This is a genomic window from Mycobacterium sp. NGS15 (assembly GCF_059813245.1).
Genome location: NZ_JCALEF010000002.1, coordinates 122,983 through 143,461, shown reverse-complemented (window position 1 = coordinate 143,461; position 20,479 = coordinate 122,983). Strand labels below are relative to the sequence as shown.

The window sequence follows — 20,479 nt, the reverse complement described above, 5'->3', positions numbered from 1 at the left end:
CCCGTTCAGGAGAAGTAGAAGGCCGCACCGAGTGATCCGATCCATGCGACGAACAGGAACTGCAGCACCCTGTCCCCCAGAGCGATCTCCTCGGGCTCGCCTGCCTCGCCCCCGTCGACATCGACCGCATAGCGCAGGATGGCGATGGTGAACGGAATCATCGATGCCACGAACCAGGATCCGGCGCGGTGGTCTCGTTCGAAAGCCCACAGTCCGTAGCAGACCACAATGGCGGTAGCCGACAGCGTCCATACGAACCGCAGGTAGCTGGAGGTATAGCCCTCAAGTGATTTACGGATCTTGGCGCCGGTTTTCTCGACTATCTGCAATTCGGCATAGCGCTTACCCGCGGTCATCATGAGCGACCCAAAGGCCATGATCAGCAGGAACCACTGGGACAGATACACCCCGGCCGCCACACCACCGGCAATCGCCCGAATGAGATATGCCGATGAGACGATGCAGATATCGATGACCGGCTGGTGTTTCAGGCCGAAACAGTAGGCCAGCTGGATGGCGATGTAGATCGCTATCACGATGACCAGGTTGATGTTGACCCGTGATGCGATACCCAGCGACCCGGCAGCCAGCACAACCGCAAGCCCGTACGCGGCAGGTATCGGCAGCACGCCCGCGGCGATCGGTCGAAACCGCTTGGTGGGGTGCTGCCGATCGGCCTCCACGTCACGGGCATCGTTGATCAGATAGATGGACGAGGCCGCCATGCTGAAGGCAACAAAGGCGATAGCGACCCGGATGAAAATACCCCGGTAGTCGTGCGGCGGGATATCGCCGAGCGCCGCCAACGGCGCCGCGAAGACCAGGATGTTCTTCACCCACTGGCGCGGGCGCACCGCCTTGACGATCCCCGACACGAGATTCTTGGGCGGGCCCGCAGCGGGTGCCGGTACCTCACTCATCGCTGTTCCTCCTTGAGCGCCACGCGGGCGTCCGCCCGGCGAACGGCCGCGCCGATCAGTGCGCCAATCGCGGCGCCGGCGGCCACATCTGTGGGGTAGTGCACGCCAAGAACCAGCCGCGACAACGCCATCGGTGGAATCAACAGCGCGGGCAGCGGCAACCCCGTCAGGGGTGCGAAGAGCACTGCCGCCGCCGCGGTCGAAGTGGCGTGCGAGGAGGGAAAGCTCAACCGGCTCGGAGTACTGACGTTCACCCGGACTGCCTCGTGACTCGGACGGCGGCGTCGCACCAGGCGTTTGATGATTACCGAGGTGGCGTGGGCGCCGAAGGCGCCGACACCCGCGGCGAGCCAGCTACGCCGACGAGGCTTGTCTCGCCTGTTCAAGGCGGCACCAACCAGCGCAGCGGCCACCCACCCGAGGCTGTGCTCACCGAAATGCGAGAGACCGCGGGCGGTGCTGAGCACGCCCGGCCGCCCGGCCAGGGCCGACTGCACGGCGACGAGAACCGCCGTCTCCCCCTGAGGTGCGGTGACCTCGCCCGGCAGCGGTCCTGTCATGCACTCACCCCGGGATTCACGGACTGCGGCGCCGGATCGTCCTTACCGATCCCGAGGATGTTCTCCCACTGCTCTTTACTGGTCAGCGTCGGCAGCGCATTGCGATAGTTCTTGCGCATCTTGTTGAAATTACGCACCAGCTGCAGATGGCGGCGCAGTGACTCGCGCATCAGCTCGAACATCTTGGCGCGGTCGCGCTGGCGGTACACCACACCCCGCCCGTCGGCAGTGGTCACCGTGACCCCATCGACGCCACACAGCAGGAACCAGCGGGCGTCCTGGGTCGCGACATTGAGCTCCGGGCGCACGTGGTGCGCCGGATTCTCCTTCTTGAGCTGGTGAATCACGCCCCGGGACAGCCGGAATCCGATGGCAGGCAAAGAGACCGGCGGCTTGAGCGCCTTGCGGCGACCGGACGGCGTGGGCAACGAGGTAGCCGTCGGGAGCACCACGGCATCCGGGAACTGCTGGCGCATCGCGCGAACATCGGGCAAGGCCGATTCCAGAATGGACGCGATATGCGCGGGCCCGGCCAGGAAATCGTCGATGGCCTGATTCTGAATGGCCACCGTCGAGTACTCCAGACACAACAGGTGTTTGAATGTGGCCTTCAGCGAGCTGGCCAACAAGCCGCGAATGTTGTTGTCCCAGTGCAGCGCCGCCACCACCAGCCGATTGCGCAGGTGGAAGTAGGCCTGCCAGTCGATGGCGTCGTCCTTGTCGCTCCAGGCCATATGCCAGATCGCGGTGCCCGGCATGGAGGCGGTGCCATATCCATGCGCGCTGGCACGAATCCCGTACTCGGCGTCATCCCATTTGATGAACAGCGGTAGCGGCTGGCCCAGCTCCTCGGCCACCGCGCGCGGGATCATGCACATCCACCAGCCGTTGTAGTCGACATCGATGCGCCGGTGCAGATCTGGAGACTCCGACAGCGGCTCCTTGGCGAAGTCGTGGTCGTACTCAGCAAACGGCGCACTGGTCCACATGAAGTTGTCACGGTTGACCATTTCACCCATCACGTGCAGATGCGAGGGCTCCTGCAGGTTAAGCATCTGGCCACCGACGAGCATGGGGGCCTTGGCAAACCGGCTCAACGCCAACGCCCGCAGGATCGAGTCCGGCTCGATCCTGATGTCATCGTCCATATAGAGAATCTGCTCGCAGTCGGTGTTCTTGAGAGCCTCGTACATGACGCGGCTGTAGCCACCAGAACCGCCCAGATTCGGCTGATCGAACACCCGCAGCCGGTCCCCCAGGGGCCCTGCGGCGGCGGCCCATTCCGGATGGTCCTTGGCTTTCTTGGTGCCCTGGTCGGGGACGATGACGGCGGTAATCACCTTGTCCACCTGCGGGTCCGAGGTGAGCGCCTTGAGGGCGTTCACGCAATCCCCGGGGCGGTTGAAGGTGGGGATGCCTACGGTAATGCTGGCCCGGCCGGGCGCAGCGCTCGGCGCGTACCAGCCCGCGTTATGCAGCGCGACCTCGGTATCGGAGGTGATGTCGAACCAGATCCAGCCGCCATCCTCGAACGCGTCCAGGCCGATCTCGAACTCGATCACGGCGTTCTGGCCACTGAACTGGGTGCCGCCCACCGTGATTCGAGCTCCGGTGGCCTTGGTCCGGTACACGTCGATGCGCCCCGCGCCGCTCAGCTCGATGTGTAGAACCACGTTCTCCAGCGTCGACCAGCGGCGCCAGTAGCTCGCCGGGAAGGCGTTGAAGTAGGTCGCGAAGGACACCTCCGACTCCGCGCCGATCTCCAGCGTGGTCCGGGTAGGTGCATGGGCACGTCTGTCATTGGTCTCGGACTCGACGATGTAGAGCTTGCGCACGTCGAGTGGCTCACCGGGTCGGGGCAGGATCACCCGGGACAGCAGGCTCACCGCATGCGATTCGGCTGAATCGATGGGGCCGAATGGAATATCACTCATTGTCGTCACCTCCGGACAAGGGTGCACCGTCGGCCAGGTGCGGCGCGAGCACGTTGTCGTACATGCTCAGCGCACTGGCGATCGCCATGTGCATATCGAGATATTGATAGGTACCCAGTCGGCCGCCGAACAGCACCTTGGCCGAAGCTGTTTCCTGCTTCGCGCGGGCGCGGTAAGCAGCCAGGATGGCCCGATCGGATTCGGTGTTGATCGGGTAATACGGCTCGTCATTCCCCTCGGCGAACCGGGAGAATTCCCGCATGATCACGGTCTTGTCCGTCGGGTAGGCCCGTTCCGGATGGAAGTGACGGAACTCGTGGATCCGGGTGTAAGGCACATCCGCGTCGTTGTAGTTCATCACCGGGGTGCCCTGGAAGTCGCCGGTATCAAGCACCTCGACTTCGAAATCAAGGGTGCGCCAGCCTAACTGGCCCTCCGCGTAGTCGAAGTACCGATCCAGCGGCCCGGTGTACACAATCGGAGCCGACGGGTTCTCGGCGCGGAGCTGGTTGCGGATGTCGAACCAGTCGGTATCCAGACGCACCTCGATCCGGTCGTCGGCGGCCATGTTCTGCAGCCATGCGGTGTACCCGTCGACCGGCAGGCCTTCATAGGTGTCGTTGAAGTACCGATTGTCAAAGGTGTAGCGCATCGGCAGCCGGGTGATGTTTCCGGCGGGCAGCTGTTTGGGGTCGGTCTGCCACTGCTTGGCGGTGTATGCCTTGACGAAAGCCTCATACAGCGGGCGCCCGATCAGCGATATCGCCTTTTCCTCAAGGTTGGTGGCGTCCTCGGTGGCGATCTCGGCGGCCTGCTCGGCGATGAGCGCGCGGGCCTCGTCCGGGGTGAAGTAGCGGCCGAAGAACTGCGACACCAGGCCCAGTCCCAAGGGGAACTGATAGGACTGCCCGTTGTGCATCGCGAAGACGCGGTGCTGGTACCCGGTGAACTCGGTGAACTGCCGTACGTAGTCCCAGACCCTCTTGTTAGACGTGTGGAACAGGTGGGCGCCGTACTTGTGCACCTCTATACCGGTCTGTGGTTCGGGCTCGGAGTAGGCGTTACCACCAATGTGGTGGCGCCTCTCGACGACGAGGACGCGCTTGTTCAGTTGTGTGGCCGCACGCTCGGCGATGGTGAGGCCGAAAAACCCGGATCCGACGACGATCAGGTCGAACTGTGGGTCTTCTGCGCTATCCACTCTTCGCGCAAGCGGCTCATCGGCGGTCACGTGCAGTCAGGGTACTGGACAGGCACCACGAGCCCTGGACAGCGACATACGCCCCGCGGGGAACGAGCCCGTCAGGGTTCGCAGGTACGGATCCGGTCGCGATTGGCTCACGATTTGATTTCGTCCCTCTAGTCACACCAGTAACTCTGGTTACCATCGAAAGCGTCGGTTCCGGTGCCGATCCGCCGATCCGACACCTACGGGAAATCCCGTGACTGAAAATGCAAAACCGCAGCACACCATAAGTGATCGACCCGATATTGAGGAGACTTCCGTGCCTAATCGTCGCCGCCGCCGGCTTTCGACAGCCTTGAGCTCGGTCGCCGCGCTGGCCGTCGCAAGTCCGTTTGCCATAGCCCTCGCGACCAACATGACCCAGGCCGCCGCGCCCGCGCCTTCACAGCAGGAATTCGTGCAAGCCGCGATCGTGTCGGATCTCCCCGGTGAGGTCATGGGCGCAGTTCAACAGATGACGTCACAGTTCGGCGTGCAGATCCCCGGGCTGTCCGGCCTCAACATCCCCGGCCTGGGCGGTGGAGGGCTCGGCAGCCTCGGTGGCGCCAATCCGGCGCTCTCCCCCGGCGGTCTGACCACCCCGGGCGGACTGACCAGCCCATCGTCGTCGCTGACGAACCCCGCGCTGACAAACCCCGCACTCACCAGCCCGGGCGGAGCCACCACGCCAGGTCTCACCGATCCGGCGCTGACCAACCCCGGCCTGACCAACCCGGCTGCTCCGGCGAGCACTCCGGGACTGACCGGCACCGGACCGACGGGTGTGAACCCGGCGCTGACCGATCCGGCCGCATCTACCGCGGGCCTGACCTCCCCCGGTGGTGAAGTCCCGATCACGCCGAACCCCGCGCTGGGCACCGGCCTGACCAACCCGGCCCTTGCCGATCCCTCACTGGCGGGCCTGGGTACGCCCAGCGCTCTGGGTGGCGGCAGCGGACTCGGTGGCGGCAGCAGCCTGATCAGCGACGCGATGGGGGCCGTCAATCAGCTGGGCATCACCCAGGCGGTTGACCTCATCAAGGGCGCCATCCCGGCGGCCGCCTCCGCAGCGGCTCCGCCTCCGGCCGGCTAGGTCGACAAAGCTAGGTAGCGAAACGGCACCGCAGGGCATCGAGGCTCTGCGGTGTCGTTGCGTGTGGCCAACGCGCCAAACATCAAGATCGACAATTGACGCGTGTCGAATCACTAGTCACATTTGTCCCATACGTAACATCCCTGGTGGTTGTGTCGCTCCATGCGACGCGTCCCGTGTGATCCAGGAGAGACGACGTGCCAGTACGAGTCAGCAAGATGCCCGTGAGACGGCAGCTTGCGCTGGCTGTTGCCGCGACCGCGACGGTGATGACCGTCAGCGTGGTCGATCACCTCAAAACCGAGCGGGCCGAAGAGACTGCCATCACCTCGCAGTCATTGCAGAACGCTGCGACTCATGACGTACTGACCGCCGAGGTCGGAATACCCGGCCCGAACACACCCGCCACCGTGCACGACGTCCAGCAGGCCGACTCCTTCAGCCTTATCGCCGTCCGTGGTGAGGACCTGACCTCCGTGAACGTTTCTGTGCGGGCCCAGCAGACCGGTGGTGGCTGGGGGCAGTGGTACGAGCTCCACCCCGTTGAGTCGGGCGATCCGGTCGCCCCAGACAAGGGGATCCCCGCGGCGACAGAGCCGGTATTCGTCGGCTCCACTCACTCCGCTCAGATCGCGGTGCAACCCCGGTACGGCGCGAACGTGAAGACCCCGCAAGCCGACGGTGGCCGGACATCGGCCGACCCGGGGTTGGGTTATCGGCCCGCGAGCATCGAACAACCCTTGACCACCGGACTCGATGCCATCCTGATCAGTCCCAAGCTGGCGCCCGCGGACGGGGCGCGGTTCGAAGAGCGCTGGTCGGCACCGATAGCGCTGCCCCAAGCGGGCCCACGAATCATCACTCGCGCCCAGTGGGGTGCCAACGAATCAGACAGATGCCCTGCGGTCTACAACAAGGACGTGCGAGCCGGAGTGGTCCACCACACCGCCGGAAGCAACAACTACTCGCCCTATGATTCCGCCGCCATCATCCGGGCGATCTACGCGTATCACACCAAAACACTCAAGTGGTGCGACATCGCCTACAACGTCCTGGTGGATAAGTACGGACAGATCTTCGAGGGCCGCTTCGGCGGTATCGCCAACAACGTGCAGGGCGCACACACCGGTGGATTCAACGAACACAGCTGGGGTCTCGCGCTGATCGGCGACTTCACCCGCGAGGAACCGTCCCCTGCGATGTTGCAATCCGCTGGCCGCATGCTGGGCTGGCGTCTGCGGCTCGCCGGCGTGGATCCGCGCGGTCAGGTGGACCTGGCTTCCGAGGGCGGACCCTTCACCACCGTGCCCGGAGGAAAAGTCGTCACCCTGCCAACGATTTTCACGCACCGCGATGTCGGGAACACCGAATGCCCGGGTGAGGCCGCCTACCGTTTGATACCCCGGCTGCGCGATATCGCCGCGGGCGCCGCCAACGGAGAGCCACCTGATTTGGTCGACGCGATGCGCGGCGGCGCCATCTACGACACCTGGATGCGGCTGGGCAGCACCGAAAGCACCCTTGGCGCGCCCACATCCACTGAGCAACAGGCTGTTGGTGACGCCCGCTTCGCGACCTTCCGCAACGGAGCGATGTACTTCTCTCCGGGCACCGGTACCCACCCCGTCGTCGGGGCGATCTACCACGCCTGGGCCGAAACAGATTTCGAGCGTGGGCCCTTGGGGCTCCCCGTGGGCGACGAGCTGGGCGAGCCGAACATCATCGTGCAGAACTTTCAGAACGGGTCCCTGATCTACGACCGGGCCAGCGGCCGGGTCTCGAGTGTGATCAATGGGGAGACCCGCGAGATACTCGGGGTGGCGCCGGTGGCACAGAACGCCTTGCCGGAACAGTTCTCAGCCCCCGCGGCACCGGCGGCACCGCCGCCGCCCGCACCGGCCCCGCCTCCACCACCACCCCCGGTCGAGCAGTTCGCACCCGCGGCCTAACGACCGCCGGGAACGAGGCCGGCAGCCCGAACGTAAGCACCTCAGCCCCACCAGCGTTCAAGAACCTTGGCCAGCCCGTCGTCGTCGTTGGTGGCGGTGATCTCGTCGGCGGCGGCGCGCGCGTCCGGGTGCGCATTACCCATCGCCACCCCGTGTCCTGCCCAGCGCAGCATGGCCACGTCATTGGGCATATCGCCAAAGGCGATGACCGATTCCCGCTGCACCCCGGCCTGACCCGCCACCACGGCGATTCCGCTGGCCTTGCTGATTCCGGTGGGCATCACCTCGATGAGCCCGTTATCGGTGGAATAGGTGATGGCCGCGCCCGCCTCGGTCACCAGCGGCGCGAGGATCTCGGCCATCTCTGAGCTGCGGGCTCCGGCCTTGCGCACCAACAGCTTCACCGCCGGAAAGCTCAGCAGATCGTCCAGAGACACCTCGGTGTTATCGGGGTTCAGCCAGGCATGCTCGTATCCGGGCGAGCTGACGAACTGCGGTGTCGCGGCGTCGTGTGCGCTGCGACCGACCCGCTCCACTGCCAGGCCCACCCCTGGTATGGCGGCCTGCGCAACCTCAGCGAGCACGGCGAGCTCCGCCGGGCCGAGCGTGGCCGCCGAGATAATCCGGTCACTTTCCGCATCGTATAGAACGGATCCATTAGCGCACACCGAAATCGGCGCGAAACCAAGGGCTTCGACGATCGGGGTGATCCAGCGGGGCGGGCGTCCGGTGGCGAGGATGAACGTGGTACCCGATTCGACCGCGGCGGTGATCACCGCACGGGTGCGCGCTGACAGCACCTCGCCGGAATCGATCAACGTCCCGTCCACGTCGGACGCGATGAGGGCGGGACGAGTCACGGGCGGCCCGGCCCTGTCTTCTTCTGAGCTCTCTGGCGGGCGCGTTCTGCCAGTTCCGCTTTGTCGAGCACGGCGGCTTCTTCCAGGGAGGGCGCGCTACCGCCTAGGCGCCTGGGCAGCCAGTACGCGCCGGCGTCCTCCGGATAGCCCTGCTGCGCCTGGGCCAGCAGCCGCTCCATGGCGTCGTGCAATTCGGCAGTGGTGCGCTCAGAATCCGAGGAGGCCGCCAACGGAGCACCCACTGCAACATTTACTGGAATTTTGCTGCGCCCCAGATTTTTTGGATGATCCTTGGTCCAGATGCGCTGCGTGCCCCAGACGATGAGCGGAACGATCGGCACGCCTGCCTCCTGTGCCATCCGTGCGGCTCCGCTCTTGAACTCCTTGAGCTCGAAGCTACGGCTGATCGTCGCCTCCGGGTACACCCCGACAATCTCGCCACTGCGCAAGCTGTCGACGGCCGCCTCGTAGGCACCGTGGCCCGCGCTGCGATCCACGGGAATCGCCTTGGCATGCTTGATCAGGAAGTTCATGATGGGCACCTCCTGCATTTCAGCCTTGAGCATGAACCGCAACCGCCGGCCGGCGCGGACCGTCGCCAATCCCGCGGGAAGAAAGTCGACGTAACTGGTGTGGTTGATCGCGATCACCGCACCGCCGCCGGACGGGACCTGCTCCAGACCTCGATATCTGATCGTCGTCCCGGTGAGGAAGACCGCCGTGTTGGCCGTGATTTCGAGGAGTCGGTAAACCGGTTCCATCTAGCTGTCTTTCTGTACCCCGTCCTTGTGGGCCTGCTTTTCTGCCTCACGAGCGGCGCGTTGTGCCTTGCGCTCGGCAGCGTCCTGCGCATCCCACTGTGCGGCCTCGGCCAAGGTCGGCGCGGACCCGCCCAACCGATGCGGCACCCAGTACGCTCCGGCCGGATGGGGGCCGTAGTCGTCCTGCACCTCCAGCAGCAGATGTTGCATGCGTGCATGCAGCAGCGCGGTGAGCTCCGAAACCGGCAGTGTCGGCTCGATAGGCGCGCCCACCGCGATGGAGATCGGCGTATTGGTGCGACCGAGATTCTTGGGATGTCCCTTGGTCCAGATGCGCTGCGCGCCCCAGACGACATGCGGAACAATCGGCACGCCAGCCTCAATGGCCATGCGTGCCGCACCTGATTTGAATTCCTTGATCTCAAAGCTGCGGCTGATGGTCGCCTCCGGATACACCCCGACGAGCTCACCCGCCTTGAGCTTGTCGACCGCCTCCGTATAGGACGCGGCCCCGTCGACACGGTCGACGGAGATATGCCGGCAGCCTCGCATGATGGGTCCGGTGATCTTGTTGTCGAAGGTTTCCTTCTTGGCCATGAAGCGCACCTTGCGTCCCTTTTTCTGAAGGAACGCCGGAAGCCCGGCAAAGGTGAAATCCATGTACCCGGTGTGGTTGATCGCCACTACCGCCCCGCCTTCGGTCGGCAGGTTCTCAACACCCGTAACGGTGAATTTCAGGCCTTGAACGGCCCAGACGGCACGGGCAAGCCCGATCACCGTTCCATATACAGGCTCCACGTGACGAGCCTAGCGCTGGTGGTCCGCCTGGTGCACTCGATACCCGACTAACGCTGCACCAGACCGCCGCCGTCGGCCACGATCACCTGCCCAGTGATGAACGAACCCGCATCCGACAACAGCAGTAGCGCCGGACCGATCATCTCGTCGGTGGAGGCCAGGCGCCCCATGAACGACTGTGCGGCCATCGCGTCGATGACCTCCTGCGGGTTCTGTTGCAGCATGTAGGTGTCGACGGTGCCGGGGGCCAGCGCGTTCACCCGAATGCCACGACCGGTGTACTCGGCGGCCATCGACCGGGTGAAGGACATGAGTGTGGCCTTCATGGCCGCATACATCGACAACATCGGCACGTATTGAAAAGCGGCCACCGACACCACATTGAGCACCGAGGCATGCTCACTGGCGGTCAGATGCGGCAGCGCCGCCTGCACCAGAAACACCGGACCGCGCACGTTGACGTCGAACGACTTGCCCAGCGCCTCCGGCGTGTAGCTGCCCATGGGCTGCGCGACCGGGTTGGCGGCCGCGTTGACCACGATGTCGACGCCGCCGTACTCGTCGACCGTGCCGGCGACCAGACCGTCGATATCACTCAGGTCGCCCATATGGGCAGGCACGCCAAGCGCTCGATATCCCTTGTCCTGTAGCTCCTTCGCCGCGGCGGTACAGGCGTCGGCCTTGCGGCTGGACACCACCACCGATGCCCCGCAGGCACCGAGGGCCTCGGCGATCGCGTACCCGATTCCACGGGTCCCGCCGGTGACGATGGCGGTACGTCCCGATAAGTCGTAGAGCGCCTGGAAGTCGTTGAGGTTCACGCCCGGCACGCTACCCGCCGACCGATGACGGGCAGACTGGAACGGTGACGATTCCGACCGAGCCGGTGACCATCCCCGAGATCGTGAGGCATCTCGCGGCTGGGCGACCGATAACACCGGTGTGGGACAACGAAATTGGGGGGCGCACGTTTCGGATCGACGACGGGCCCCACCGTGAATTCGTGAAGGTGTCGGCGCCTCATCCGGCGATTGACCTGCGCGTCGAGGCCGAGAAGCTCACCTGGGCGGGTCGCCACGCGACGGTTCCCGTGGTCCTGGGCGCCGATACCGACGGTCCGCTGCATTGGCTGCACACCGCCGGTATCCCCGGTGACAGCGCGGTGGTGCCCCGCTGGATCGACAACCCCGAACCCGCGGTGCGCGCGATCGGCTCCGGGCTGCGCGCGCTGCATGACCGGCTGCCCGCCGACGACTGTCCGTACAGCTGGGCGGTGGCCGATCGCGTGGCCCGCATCGCCAATCCGGGAGGGCTGAGGCAGCACCCGCCGATCGATCGCCTGGTGGTCTGTCACGGCGACGCGTGCGCGCCGAACACTCTCGTGGACGATGCCGGGAACTGGTGCGGACATGTGGATTTCGGCGATTTAGGGGTAGCCGACCGCTGGGCGGACCTCGCGGTGGCCAGCTGGTCATTGGAATGGAACTACGGCGCAGGCTGGGACACTGTCTTCTTCGAGGCGTACGGCGTGGCGGAGGACCCTGCACGCATGGCCTATTACCGGCGGCTATGGGACTCCGAAGATTAGCCCTGCCTAGCCTGCCTGGCCCTGACTAACCTGCCCAGGCTTGCCGGGCGGCAAATTTCCGTAATCTGGACCGCATGCGTCTGCCGACCCGCCGGGCCTTGTCACTGGTAGCACTCGTCACGGCCCTGGTGGTGGCAGCGGGCGGCGCCATCGCTTTTTACCGTTCCCGCACCGCGAGCCCGGCATTCCCGATCGTCGACATCACCGCGCTGACCCCCGGGCGGGCGGCAGTGGTGCGGGTCCTCGGGCAGGAATACGCAGAGCAGGCCGGGATGGTGAAGTACTCGGAGGGCAACGACGAGCCCTGGTGCGCCGACTTCGCCAGTTGGGTGATGCGTGAGTCGGGCCGGCCGTTCGCCAACCCGAACTCCGGGAACTGGCGCATTCCGGGGGTGCTGACGCTCACCGCGTACCTCAAGGATCAAGGGCGCTACGAGACCCCCGAGTACGCACCGAAGCCGGGCGACATGGTGTTGTACGACGAGCCGAGTCCGAAGGGCCAGCATGTCAACATCGTGCTGATCAATGACCACGGCACCCTGACCACGGTCGGTGGGGGCGAGGGCAGGGGAGTCGGGTTGTCGACCTATGTGGCTGCCGATGATTCGGGTATCACCGGATACGGGCGCTACGAGTAATCACCGCGCGACCGATCGCAGCATCGGTGTATCGGCGCGCTGCAGATGGCGCAGGAACTGCGACATCGCAGGTGAAACAGCCGAGTCGGCACGGCGGACAAACAACGTTTCGACTCGTGCCTGGACTGGCGGCAGCTGGTGCACACGCAGTGCCGGGGCACGCTGCGACGCCGTGACGACCGCGACCGGAAGCAACGTCGCACCCATATCGGCCGCGACACATCCGAGAATTCCTTCCAGACTCCCAAACTCGAGAACCTGAGGGTCCGCGATGCCGTGGTCGACATAGATCTCGTGCAGCCTGTCGCGGTAGGCGCAGCCGTTGCGAAAGACGAGCATCCGTGCCGCTGCGTCGAAAGCTTCCCGGATATCGGTGTAGCGCTGGGCCGTGACCAGCACTAGCTCTTCCACGAACGCTAAATCCGTTGTGAAACCGGCATTCTCGACGGGCCCACACACGAATCCGCCATCGAGCCGATGATCGTTCACCATGTCGGTCAATTCGGCTGTGGTACCCGTGGTGAGTGTGAAGTCGACGCGCGGGCAGTCAGTGGCATACGCGGCCAGGATGCCGGGCAGGCGCAGGCCTGCAGTGGTTTCCATGGCTCCGATCGCGAGTGTCCCAGTGGGTTCTGCCTCGTTGCCGACTACTTGAGCGGCCTCTCTCAGTAGCGCCGTGATGCGCTCCGCGTACGGCAGAAAGGCTTCCCCCGCGTTGGTCAGGGTCACTCCACGGGCATGCCGCCGAAACAGCTCGACGCCGAGTTCGTCCTCCAGGGCCTTGATGTGAGTGCTGACGTTCGACTGCACGGTGTGAAGCTGTTTCGACGCATGAGAAATACCACCGGCCTCGGCAACCGCGAGGAAATGCGTGATGTCGCTGAGCTCCATATCTGGAGTCAATCACGCACTCGCGGCGGCCGGAACGGCCAGCTCGCCGGTGACGTACTGCGCCTGCCCGAAGCCGAAAGACCAATCCTGCGGTCCATTTTCACTGATCGCCACGAACAAATCCGAGCCTGTCACGCCGGCAGCGCCCAGTTTCGCGGCCAGCGCAGAAAAGACCTTCTGTTTGGTCTCCGTCGTTCGGCCGGCTTGGGTGAAGATGTGCACGATCACCACCTGCGCCGATCGGTGGAATCCCAGTCCCGCATCTTCGGCGACGATATCCGCCGAGTCATGCGCGGTGATGATCTGGAACCGGTCGCGCACAGGGATCTTCAAGACCTCGACCAGGGCCTCGTGCACCGCGTCGGCGATGGCGCGCTGCTGTTCACGCGTCCGATCCGAGGTGACGTCGATACGCACTAGCGGCATGGGCGGACTCCTTGGTGTGTCGGGTGGATAGCGGCGGCCTGGGCCACCATGGAATGGAGGATGTCGGCGGCACTCTCGATACTCCGTATCTGCCCAATGCCCTCACCGACGATCAGATTCGCGACGGTGTAATCCTCACCGGCCAAACCTGTCTGGTAATCGGCACGAGCCCGGTCGAGATTTCTGACGAGCTCGGCTTCGTGGCCGTGCCACGTGTTGACGAAGTCATTGCGCAACACCCTGCCGCTGTACACGGACGGCCAATTCTTGCCGCGCACAATGTCGTAGACGTGTTGGCGGATGGTGTCGTCGCCGCCGGCCTGAAGGGCATATTGCTGGGCGGCTCGAGAGATCGCCGCTTCCTGCGCGGCCAGAAAGCGCGTCCCGACCAAGGCCCCGTCGGCGCCCAGAGCCAGCGCGGCCGCCAGACCGCGGCCATCGGCCACTCCGCCGGCCGCCAACACCAGCACCTGAGGCGCGTTCTTCGCGACAACGTCCACGATCTCGGGCACCAGGGTGAACGTCGATCGTTGTCCGACCCCGTGTCCGCCCGCTTCTCCCCCCTGAGCGGCGATGACGTCAGCGCCCACCTCGATAGCCCGGGAAGCCTGCTCGATGTTGTGGACCTGGCAAATCAGTGGCACCCCGGCGGCCCGGATCCGCGGTGCATAGGGCGCGGGGTCTCCGAACGACAGGAAGATCGCTGCGGGATTCTGTTCCAACACGAAATCAAGGACATGCTCGTTGCCGTTCAGGGTCCAGGTGATGAACCCGCATCCGACGGCGCTGTGGGCCCGCTCGAACTGTTGGCGAACCCACGCCTCGTTCGTGTAGCCGCCGCCAAGGAGGCCCAGCCCACCCGCCGCGCCGACGGCGCTCGCGAGGCGCGCATCGGCGACATCATCCATCGGCGCCAGGACCACCGGATGCTCGATGCCGAAGCCGTGGGTCAACCGAGTTTTCAAGGTCATGTCTCAACCGTAGGTTCACGAGAAACCGCAGGTCCAACGGTTTCCAGCGATAGGAGCGTTCTGTTTTTCAGAACGTTCTCAAGACTACATCCCTCCCTTTAAGAAGGGCGGGTCCCGATACCATCGACAAGTGATCCTGCGCCAGATCGCGATCAATCGTGAAAAGCAGCCCGATGCTTGGTATCTGGAGATCCCTGCGATAGCACAGATCGCGAGCGAGCCTCTTCGGTTGACCACCGGCGTCACCGTGATCGTCGGGGAGAACGGTTCAGGCAAGTCGACCTTCCTGGAAGCGGTCGCCTCCTCGTGGCGTTCGCGACTGCCCTACGCCGTGACGCACTGGGGCGCCCCCGGCGGAGCCGAGGACACCAACCTGCACTGGGCCATCACCTTCGACGCCGAGCACCCGCGTCCCGGTGGCGGATGTTTCCTGCGCGCCGAGGCGATGCACCAGCTGTTCACGGCGGTGGACCAGCGCACCCCGGAACAGATCTTCAACGGCCGGCTCAATGAGCGCTCGCATGGCGAGTCGTTCTTGGCGTTCCTTGCCGAGCGTGACATGGAGCGCGGGTTGTTCATCCTCGACGAGCCCGAGGCGGCGCTGTCCTTCACCTCGTCGCTGCAATTGATGGCGATGCTCGACAGCGAGGTCGCCGCGGGGTCCCAGGTCATCATGGCCACCCACTCCCCCGTGCTCGCGGCATTCCCTGGCGCCACCATCCTGGAGTTCGGGGAAGACGGTGTGCAGCAATGCGATTGGAACGACCTGGAGATGGTGGGGCACTGGCAACGATTCCTATCCGACCCGCGGGCCTATCTGCGGCACTTGTTCGAGGCCGAATGATGCGACGGGGCACGCGCTGTGCGGTACTGGGCGCCGCCTGCGCGGTCGCATTCAGTCCTACCGCTGCGGGGCTGACCGCAGTCGCATACCGGTTTCCGGTGCCGATGGCGGGTTACGTCAGCGGTCCAGCCAACATCTGGCCGGCGATGTTCGGCGCCGTTTTCTACTTAGTGCTCGGCGGTTTCGCCGTCATCGGCGGGTTCGGGGCCGGAGCCGGCCTGGTGGCGGAACGGCTACGCCCACACCAAGCGGTGCCTTACACAGTCGGTGCCTCGTTCGTCGTCGCGCTCTTAGGCGCTCTATCCCTTGCCCTGTTGGAGTACGTCGTCGGGGCCTGGTGACCGATCGCCCTGCGCGACCATCCGGCGGGTAAGGCCTTCGAGGATCGTGGCAGCCTCGGCAAGTGTGCGCTGCTCACCGGGCGGCAGCGTGCTCAGCCACGGATCCAGAACGCTCTGCCGCTCGGCACGCATGGCAACGAGGGCTTCCCGCCCTACCGCGGTCAACTTGATGCGCTGCGCCCGCTTGTCGGCGGAATCGACCCGCCGCTCGACATACCCGACATCCTGCAGCCGCTTCAACTGCACGGTCATGGTGGGCTGGCTGCAGTGGTCGGCCTGAGCCAAATCGGAGATCCGCGCGTCCTCCATTTCGCCGACGAGTGCCAGCAGCCGCGCCTGTCCGGTAGGTACAGGCAGCTCAGCCTGGCTGGACACCCAGCGATTGAGCCGCGCGATAACAGTCAGTACGTCTGCGGTGAGGCCATCAGTAGTGGACACAGGCCAATTTTACGTAGCGTCTCTATACAAGAGGATTTTGATGTACAAATAGCGGACCTCCACTCCCGTCCGCGCCTTTGGCTCCCGTAATCGCAGCTCGATAGGCTGGGGGCCATGCGAGTCACCAGTGTTGGCCACGCCGGATTCTTCCTCGAGACGGCTGCGGGCAGCATCCTCTGCGACCCCTGGGTCAACCCGGCGTACTTCGCCTCCTGGTTCCCGTTCCCCGACAACAGCACCCTGGACTGGGACCGGCTCGGGAACTGCGACTACCTCTATGTCTCGCATCTGCACAAGGACCACTACGACCCGAAGAATCTGGCCGAGCACGTCAACAAGGACGCAGTGGTGCTGCTGCCCGACTATCCGGTGCCGGACCTGAAACGCGAGCTCGAAGGGCTGGGATTCCACACGTTCGTGGAGACCGAGACTTCCGTGAAGCACCGCGTCAGTGGCCCCAAGGGCGATCTGGACATCATGATCATCGCGTTGAGAGCACCGGCCGACGGACCCATTGGCGACTCCGGACTCGTGGTGTCTGACGGCACCACCACCGCTTTCAACATGAACGATGCCCGCCCCGTCGATCTCGATGTGCTGGCCGAAGAATTCGGCCATATCGACGTGCACATGCTGCAGTACTCGGGAGCCATCTGGTACCCGATGGTCTACGACATGCCTGCCCGCGCCAAGGAGGCCTTTGGCACCCAGAAACGGCAGCGCCAGATGGACCGGTGCCGTCAGTACATCGCGCAGGTCGGAGCCACCTGGGTTATCCCGTCCGCCGGCCCGCCATGCTTCCTGGATGCACAGCTGCGTGACCTCAACGACGACCATGGCGATCCGGCGAACATCTTCCCGGACCAGCTGGTGTTCCTGGACCAGATGCGACAGCACGGCCACGACAAGGGACTGCTCATGATTCCCGGCACGATCGCCGATTTCACTGCCTCCGAGTTGAATTCGTTGACACACCCGGTCTCGGACGCGGAGGCCGAACACATCTTCGGCGCAGGAAAGGCCGCGTACATCGAAGAGTACGCGCAGCGAATGGCTCCCGTACTCGCCGCCGAGAAGGCCTCCTGGGCGCCCGCTATCGGCGAATCATTGTTGGAGCCGCTGCGCGCCAAGTTCGAGCCGATCATGGCGCAGACCGATCAGATCTGCGACGGCATCGGCTATCCGGTGGAACTCAGAATCGGTAGCGAGACTGTCGTCCTTGATTTTCCGAAACGGATTGTGCGCGAGCCTATTCCCAACGAGAAGTATCGTTATGGCTTCGAGATCGCGCCCGAGCTGGTGCGCACGGTGCTGCGCGATGACGAACCGGATTGGGTGAACACCATCTTCTTGTCCACCCGCTTCAAGGCCTGGCGGGTAGGCGGCTACAACGAGTATCTGTACACCTTCTTCAAGTGCCTCACCAACGAGCGCATCGCCTACGCCGACGGTTGGTTCGCCGAAGCCCACGACGACAGCGCCTCGATCACCTTGGACGGCTGGGAGATCCAGCGCCGCTGCCCGCACCTGAAGGCCGACCTGTCTAAATTTGGTGTGGTAGAAGGAAAGACGCTCACCTGCAATCTGCACGGGTGGGACTGGAACCTGGAGACCGGGCGCTGTCTGACCTCCAAGGGCCACGAGCTGCGCTCAAGAAAGCTCGGCTAAGCGGGTACCAGCTCAAACATCGGAATCACCCGGTCGATCCGCGACTGGTAGTCGCCGAAGAACGCATACGTAGCCACCAGCGCAGGGAACATCTCGTCACGCTCGCTCGAATCTAGCTCGCGCACAACGGCTCTGTAGACATGGGGAACGATCTCGACGGTCACCGCGGGATGGGCGCGCACATTGAAGATCCATGACGGGGGCTGCTGCTGCCCGCCGTTGGACCCGACGATAAATCTGTGCCCGTCGTGCTCGAAATACCCCAGCGGCGTCAGCCGTTCAATTCCCGACTTGGCGCCGGTGATCGTCAGAATCAGGACCGGCATCTCGTCATCGGCCACCCCGGGGAGCTTGCCGCCGTTCTCGCGGAGCAGCCTGATCATCCGGCTATTGTGTTGATGCACTCCGTTTTCAGAAAGTTCCCGGTACGTATCCGACGTCACGCCTTCGGTCATATCTCGACGCTAACGCGCATTCGGAAACCCGAACCGGAGCGTCCCACCTAGTGGACGCTACGCACCCGCTGCCGTAGCTCGGAGGCCTCAGCGGATTCGGTGCTATACACGCGCACCACGGCCTCGTCGCCCTCCCGCAGATAGGTGGATTCGCCCAGCGGTGTGTACTTGGTGGCTCCGATGCCGATCAGCACATGCGCGGGGTGTCCGGCAGCCACCATAAGTGCGCCCACATCCTCCAGCGGAGTATCCGGCGAACCCTTTTGGTTGTCCAGGCGCTCGGTGATCCAGTCCAAAAGAACTTCGCCGTAATAGGAGTACCCAAGCAGTGGGCTGTCCACGCCGTACTCGTGCTCTTGTCCATCCGCGGTGTGCAGATGACAGTTCAGCCGCAGCGTGGCAGTTGGTCCGTCGGGAGTGAGATCGCTGACCTCAAAGAACTGTCGCGCAACGCCTTTGGAAGCCGCACCCCAATTCTTCTTGTAACTGATCTTGGGCGCATTGGGCCGCCTGATCGAGCAGTCATTGAAAGCCCCCAGCGCGAATGGCTCCAGTGAGGCGACGACGTCACCTCGCCAATGCACCCGGCATGCCAACCCCACCTCGGGTTCGATCTGCAGGTTCAGCGGAGTATCGCTCTCGGGCAGCACCGTCTCGTCGTGCGAGAGCGGGAACTCCCCCAGGAATCCACCGTCACCGGGTACGTACCAGGGGAAGATCCCCTTGGGCGCGATGCCGTTTGACGCAACATTTACAAAATCCACTGACTCCCCGGCTTGTTCGAGATGCCCGGCGAAGTTCCCGGCCACCCCGAAGCCGAACCAGGTGCGCAGTTCGTCCAGCTCGACGTCGAGCATCTTGCTCATTTGGGCTCCAACACTTCGGTTCCCACGAAGGGCACAAGGGCCGTGGGTACCCGGACGCTGCCGTCGGGTAACTGGTGGTTCTCCAGAATCGCCACCAACCATCGCGTGGTCGCCAGCGTGCCGTTGAGGGTCGCGGCCGTCTGCGGTTTGCCGTTCTCATCGCGGTAGCGCACCGCCAGCCGCCGCGCCTGGAAGGTGGTGCAGTTCGAGGTAGAGGTCAGTTCGCGGTAGGCCTGCTGCGTCGGAACCCACGCCTCGCAGTCAAACTTGCGTGCTGCCGATGATCCCAAATCTCCTGCCGCAACATCGATCACGCGGTACGGCACCTCGATGTGGGCCAGCATCTGGCGCTCCCAGCCCAGGATCTTGGTGTGCTCGGCCTCGGCGTCCTCGGGCTTGCAGTAGACGAAGGCCTCCACCTTGTCGAACTGGTGCACCCGGATGATGCCGCGGGTGTCCTTGCCGTAGCTGCCGGCCTCGCGACGGAAACAGCTGGACCATCCCGCATACCGCAGTGGCCCGTCATTCAGATCCAGGATCTCGCCGGAGTGGTACCCAGCGATCGGCACCTCCGAGGTGCCCACCAGATACAGGTCGTCCTCCTCGAGGTGGTACACCTCGTCGGCATGGGCACCCAAAAATCCTGTGCCGCCCATGATCTCGGGCTTGACCAGTACTGGCGGAATCAGCAGAGTGAAACCATTGGCGACGGCGGTCTGCACGGCCAACTGCAACAAGCCCAGTTGCAGCAGCGCTCCATATCCGGTGAGGAAATAGAACCGGGCACCGGAGACCTTCGCGCCACGCTCCATGTCGAACAGGCGCAGCGACTCACCCAATTCCACGTGGTCCCTGGGGTTTTCGATGGCAGTCGGCTCGCCCACCAGCTCGCGGACCACGAAGTCCTGTTCGCCCCCGGCCGGGACACCGTCGATCACCACATTGCTGATGGCCTTGTGCGCCTCGGTGAATGCGGCCTCTGCAACCACCTGCTCGGCTTCGGCGGCCTTGACTCGCGCCGCGAGTTCAGAGGCGGCGGCCAACAGCACAGGGCGCTCCTCGGGCGTCGCCTGGCCCACCTTCTTACTTGCCGTCTTTTGCTCTGCGCGCAAAGTATCGCCGGTCGACACAGCCGCCCGCCGGGCCGTGTCGGCGTCGAGCAGCACATCCACGAGTGCCGGGTCCTCGCCCCGCAGACGCTGCGAGGCACGCACCACGTCGGGGTTTTCGCGCAGGAATTTGAGGTCGATCAC

General features: G+C 64.4%; 22 protein-coding genes. 7 read left to right on the top strand and 15 right to left on the bottom strand.

Going from position 1 to position 20,479, the window contains the following annotated elements:
- Nucleotides 1-5: 5 nt before the first annotated feature.
- From AC5Y5C_RS04960 to glf, 4 genes are read right to left on the bottom strand one after another with little or no spacing between them, the layout of a single operon-like run.
- Entirely contained in the window at nucleotides 6-920 is a 915-nt protein-coding gene (locus AC5Y5C_RS04960) for a decaprenyl-phosphate phosphoribosyltransferase (protein ID WP_499969608.1), read from the bottom strand.
- Nucleotides 917-1,480, bottom strand: coding sequence for a phosphatase PAP2 family protein (locus tag AC5Y5C_RS04955; RefSeq protein WP_499969606.1), 564 nt, complete (start codon nucleotides 1,478-1,480; stop codon nucleotides 917-919). The genes AC5Y5C_RS04960 and AC5Y5C_RS04955 overlap by 4 nt, the downstream gene beginning before the upstream one ends.
- The gene (locus AC5Y5C_RS04950) at nucleotides 1,477-3,414 is read right to left on the bottom strand and encodes a glycosyltransferase (protein WP_499969604.1); all 1,938 of its coding nucleotides are present in this window, start codon (nucleotides 3,412-3,414) and stop codon (nucleotides 1,477-1,479) included. Before AC5Y5C_RS04950 ends, AC5Y5C_RS04955 begins: the two co-directional genes overlap by 4 nt.
- Nucleotides 3,407-4,645 carry a UDP-galactopyranose mutase gene (gene glf, locus AC5Y5C_RS04945; RefSeq protein WP_499969602.1) on the bottom strand — a complete coding sequence of 413 codons (1,239 nt, stop codon included), beginning with the start codon at nucleotides 4,643-4,645 and terminating at the stop codon, nucleotides 3,407-3,409. Before glf ends, AC5Y5C_RS04950 begins: the two co-directional genes overlap by 8 nt.
- A gap of 274 nt (nucleotides 4,646-4,919) precedes the next feature.
- Between glf and AC5Y5C_RS04940 the strand changes: the two genes are divergently transcribed.
- The gene (locus tag AC5Y5C_RS04940) at nucleotides 4,920-5,732 is read left to right on the top strand and encodes a hypothetical protein (protein WP_499969600.1); all 813 of its coding nucleotides are present in this window, start codon (nucleotides 4,920-4,922) and stop codon (nucleotides 5,730-5,732) included.
- 197 nt (nucleotides 5,733-5,929) lie between these two features.
- Nucleotides 5,930-7,681, top strand: a complete 1,752-nt coding sequence (locus AC5Y5C_RS04935) for an N-acetylmuramoyl-L-alanine amidase (RefSeq protein ID WP_499969598.1) — start codon at nucleotides 5,930-5,932, stop codon at nucleotides 7,679-7,681.
- A gap of 41 nt (nucleotides 7,682-7,722) precedes the next feature.
- Here AC5Y5C_RS04935 and AC5Y5C_RS04930 read toward each other — a convergent pair whose 3' ends face one another.
- The 4 genes from AC5Y5C_RS04930 to AC5Y5C_RS04915 are packed head-to-tail and all read right to left on the bottom strand — an operon-like array spanning nucleotide 7,723 to nucleotide 10,921.
- Nucleotides 7,723-8,541: an HAD family hydrolase gene (locus AC5Y5C_RS04930; RefSeq protein WP_499969597.1), complete on the bottom strand. Its 819-nt coding sequence runs from the start codon at nucleotides 8,539-8,541 to the stop codon at nucleotides 7,723-7,725.
- Nucleotides 8,538-9,302, bottom strand: coding sequence for a lysophospholipid acyltransferase family protein (locus tag AC5Y5C_RS04925; RefSeq protein WP_499969596.1), 765 nt, complete (start codon nucleotides 9,300-9,302; stop codon nucleotides 8,538-8,540). The genes AC5Y5C_RS04930 and AC5Y5C_RS04925 overlap by 4 nt, the downstream gene beginning before the upstream one ends.
- Nucleotides 9,303-10,100, bottom strand: a complete 798-nt coding sequence (locus AC5Y5C_RS04920; protein ID WP_499969594.1) for a lysophospholipid acyltransferase family protein — start codon at nucleotides 10,098-10,100, stop codon at nucleotides 9,303-9,305.
- Between the two features lie 47 nt (nucleotides 10,101-10,147).
- Nucleotides 10,148-10,921, bottom strand: coding sequence for an SDR family NAD(P)-dependent oxidoreductase (locus AC5Y5C_RS04915; RefSeq protein ID WP_499969592.1), 774 nt, complete (start codon nucleotides 10,919-10,921; stop codon nucleotides 10,148-10,150).
- 44 nt (nucleotides 10,922-10,965) lie between these two features.
- Between AC5Y5C_RS04915 and AC5Y5C_RS04910 the strand changes: the two genes are divergently transcribed.
- Both AC5Y5C_RS04910 and AC5Y5C_RS04905 read left to right on the top strand, forming a co-directional pair.
- On the top strand, nucleotides 10,966-11,688 hold the full coding sequence (locus tag AC5Y5C_RS04910) for a phosphotransferase (RefSeq protein ID WP_499969590.1): 723 nt from the start codon (nucleotides 10,966-10,968) through the stop codon (nucleotides 11,686-11,688).
- Between the two features lie 74 nt (nucleotides 11,689-11,762).
- On the top strand, nucleotides 11,763-12,326 hold the full coding sequence (locus tag AC5Y5C_RS04905) for a CHAP domain-containing protein (protein ID WP_499969588.1): 564 nt from the start codon (nucleotides 11,763-11,765) through the stop codon (nucleotides 12,324-12,326).
- On the opposite strand, the gene AC5Y5C_RS04900 is transcribed toward AC5Y5C_RS04905, so the two are convergent.
- From AC5Y5C_RS04900 to AC5Y5C_RS04890, 3 genes are read right to left on the bottom strand one after another with little or no spacing between them, the layout of a single operon-like run.
- Nucleotides 12,327-13,217 (bottom strand): LysR substrate-binding domain-containing protein, encoded by an 891-nt coding sequence (locus AC5Y5C_RS04900; protein ID WP_499969587.1) that lies wholly within the window; start codon nucleotides 13,215-13,217, stop codon nucleotides 12,327-12,329. It abuts the gene before it with no gap.
- Nucleotides 13,218-13,229: 12 nt separating this feature from the next.
- Nucleotides 13,230-13,643, bottom strand: coding sequence for a tautomerase family protein (locus tag AC5Y5C_RS04895; protein WP_499969586.1), 414 nt, complete (start codon nucleotides 13,641-13,643; stop codon nucleotides 13,230-13,232).
- Entirely contained in the window at nucleotides 13,634-14,614 is a 981-nt protein-coding gene (locus AC5Y5C_RS04890; protein WP_499969584.1) for an NAD(P)H-dependent flavin oxidoreductase, read from the bottom strand. The genes AC5Y5C_RS04895 and AC5Y5C_RS04890 overlap by 10 nt, the downstream gene beginning before the upstream one ends.
- A 130-nt stretch (nucleotides 14,615-14,744) precedes the next feature.
- Between AC5Y5C_RS04890 and AC5Y5C_RS04885 the strand changes: the two genes are divergently transcribed.
- On the top strand, nucleotides 14,745-15,458 hold the full coding sequence (locus tag AC5Y5C_RS04885) for an AAA family ATPase (protein WP_499969582.1): 714 nt from the start codon (nucleotides 14,745-14,747) through the stop codon (nucleotides 15,456-15,458).
- The gene (locus tag AC5Y5C_RS04880; protein WP_499969580.1) at nucleotides 15,458-15,799 is read left to right on the top strand and encodes a hypothetical protein; all 342 of its coding nucleotides are present in this window, start codon (nucleotides 15,458-15,460) and stop codon (nucleotides 15,797-15,799) included. The genes AC5Y5C_RS04885 and AC5Y5C_RS04880 overlap by 1 nt, the downstream gene beginning before the upstream one ends.
- Here the strand turns inward: AC5Y5C_RS04880 and AC5Y5C_RS04875 are convergent.
- Nucleotides 15,758-16,237, bottom strand: coding sequence for a MarR family winged helix-turn-helix transcriptional regulator (locus AC5Y5C_RS04875; RefSeq protein WP_499969578.1), 480 nt, complete (start codon nucleotides 16,235-16,237; stop codon nucleotides 15,758-15,760). The two genes, AC5Y5C_RS04880 and AC5Y5C_RS04875, sit on opposite strands and share 42 nt — an antisense overlap.
- 114 nt (nucleotides 16,238-16,351) lie before the next feature.
- Here AC5Y5C_RS04875 and AC5Y5C_RS04870 point away from each other — a divergent pair, with 114 nt between their 5' ends.
- Nucleotides 16,352-17,905, top strand: coding sequence for a Rieske 2Fe-2S domain-containing protein (locus AC5Y5C_RS04870; RefSeq protein WP_499969575.1), 1,554 nt, complete (start codon nucleotides 16,352-16,354; stop codon nucleotides 17,903-17,905).
- Here AC5Y5C_RS04870 and AC5Y5C_RS04865 read toward each other — a convergent pair.
- From AC5Y5C_RS04865 to serS, 3 genes are read right to left on the bottom strand one after another with little or no spacing between them, the layout of a single operon-like run.
- Entirely contained in the window at nucleotides 17,902-18,360 is a 459-nt protein-coding gene (locus AC5Y5C_RS04865) for a nitroreductase family deazaflavin-dependent oxidoreductase (protein WP_499969573.1), read from the bottom strand. The two genes, AC5Y5C_RS04870 and AC5Y5C_RS04865, sit on opposite strands and share 4 nt — an antisense overlap.
- Nucleotides 18,361-18,407: 47 nt before the next feature.
- Nucleotides 18,408-19,217, bottom strand: coding sequence for a DUF5718 family protein (locus AC5Y5C_RS04860; RefSeq protein WP_499970588.1), 810 nt, complete (start codon nucleotides 19,215-19,217; stop codon nucleotides 18,408-18,410).
- Nucleotides 19,218-19,222: 5 nt separating this feature from the next.
- Entirely contained in the window at nucleotides 19,223-20,479 is a 1,257-nt protein-coding gene (gene serS, locus AC5Y5C_RS04855) for a serine--tRNA ligase (RefSeq protein ID WP_499969571.1), read from the bottom strand.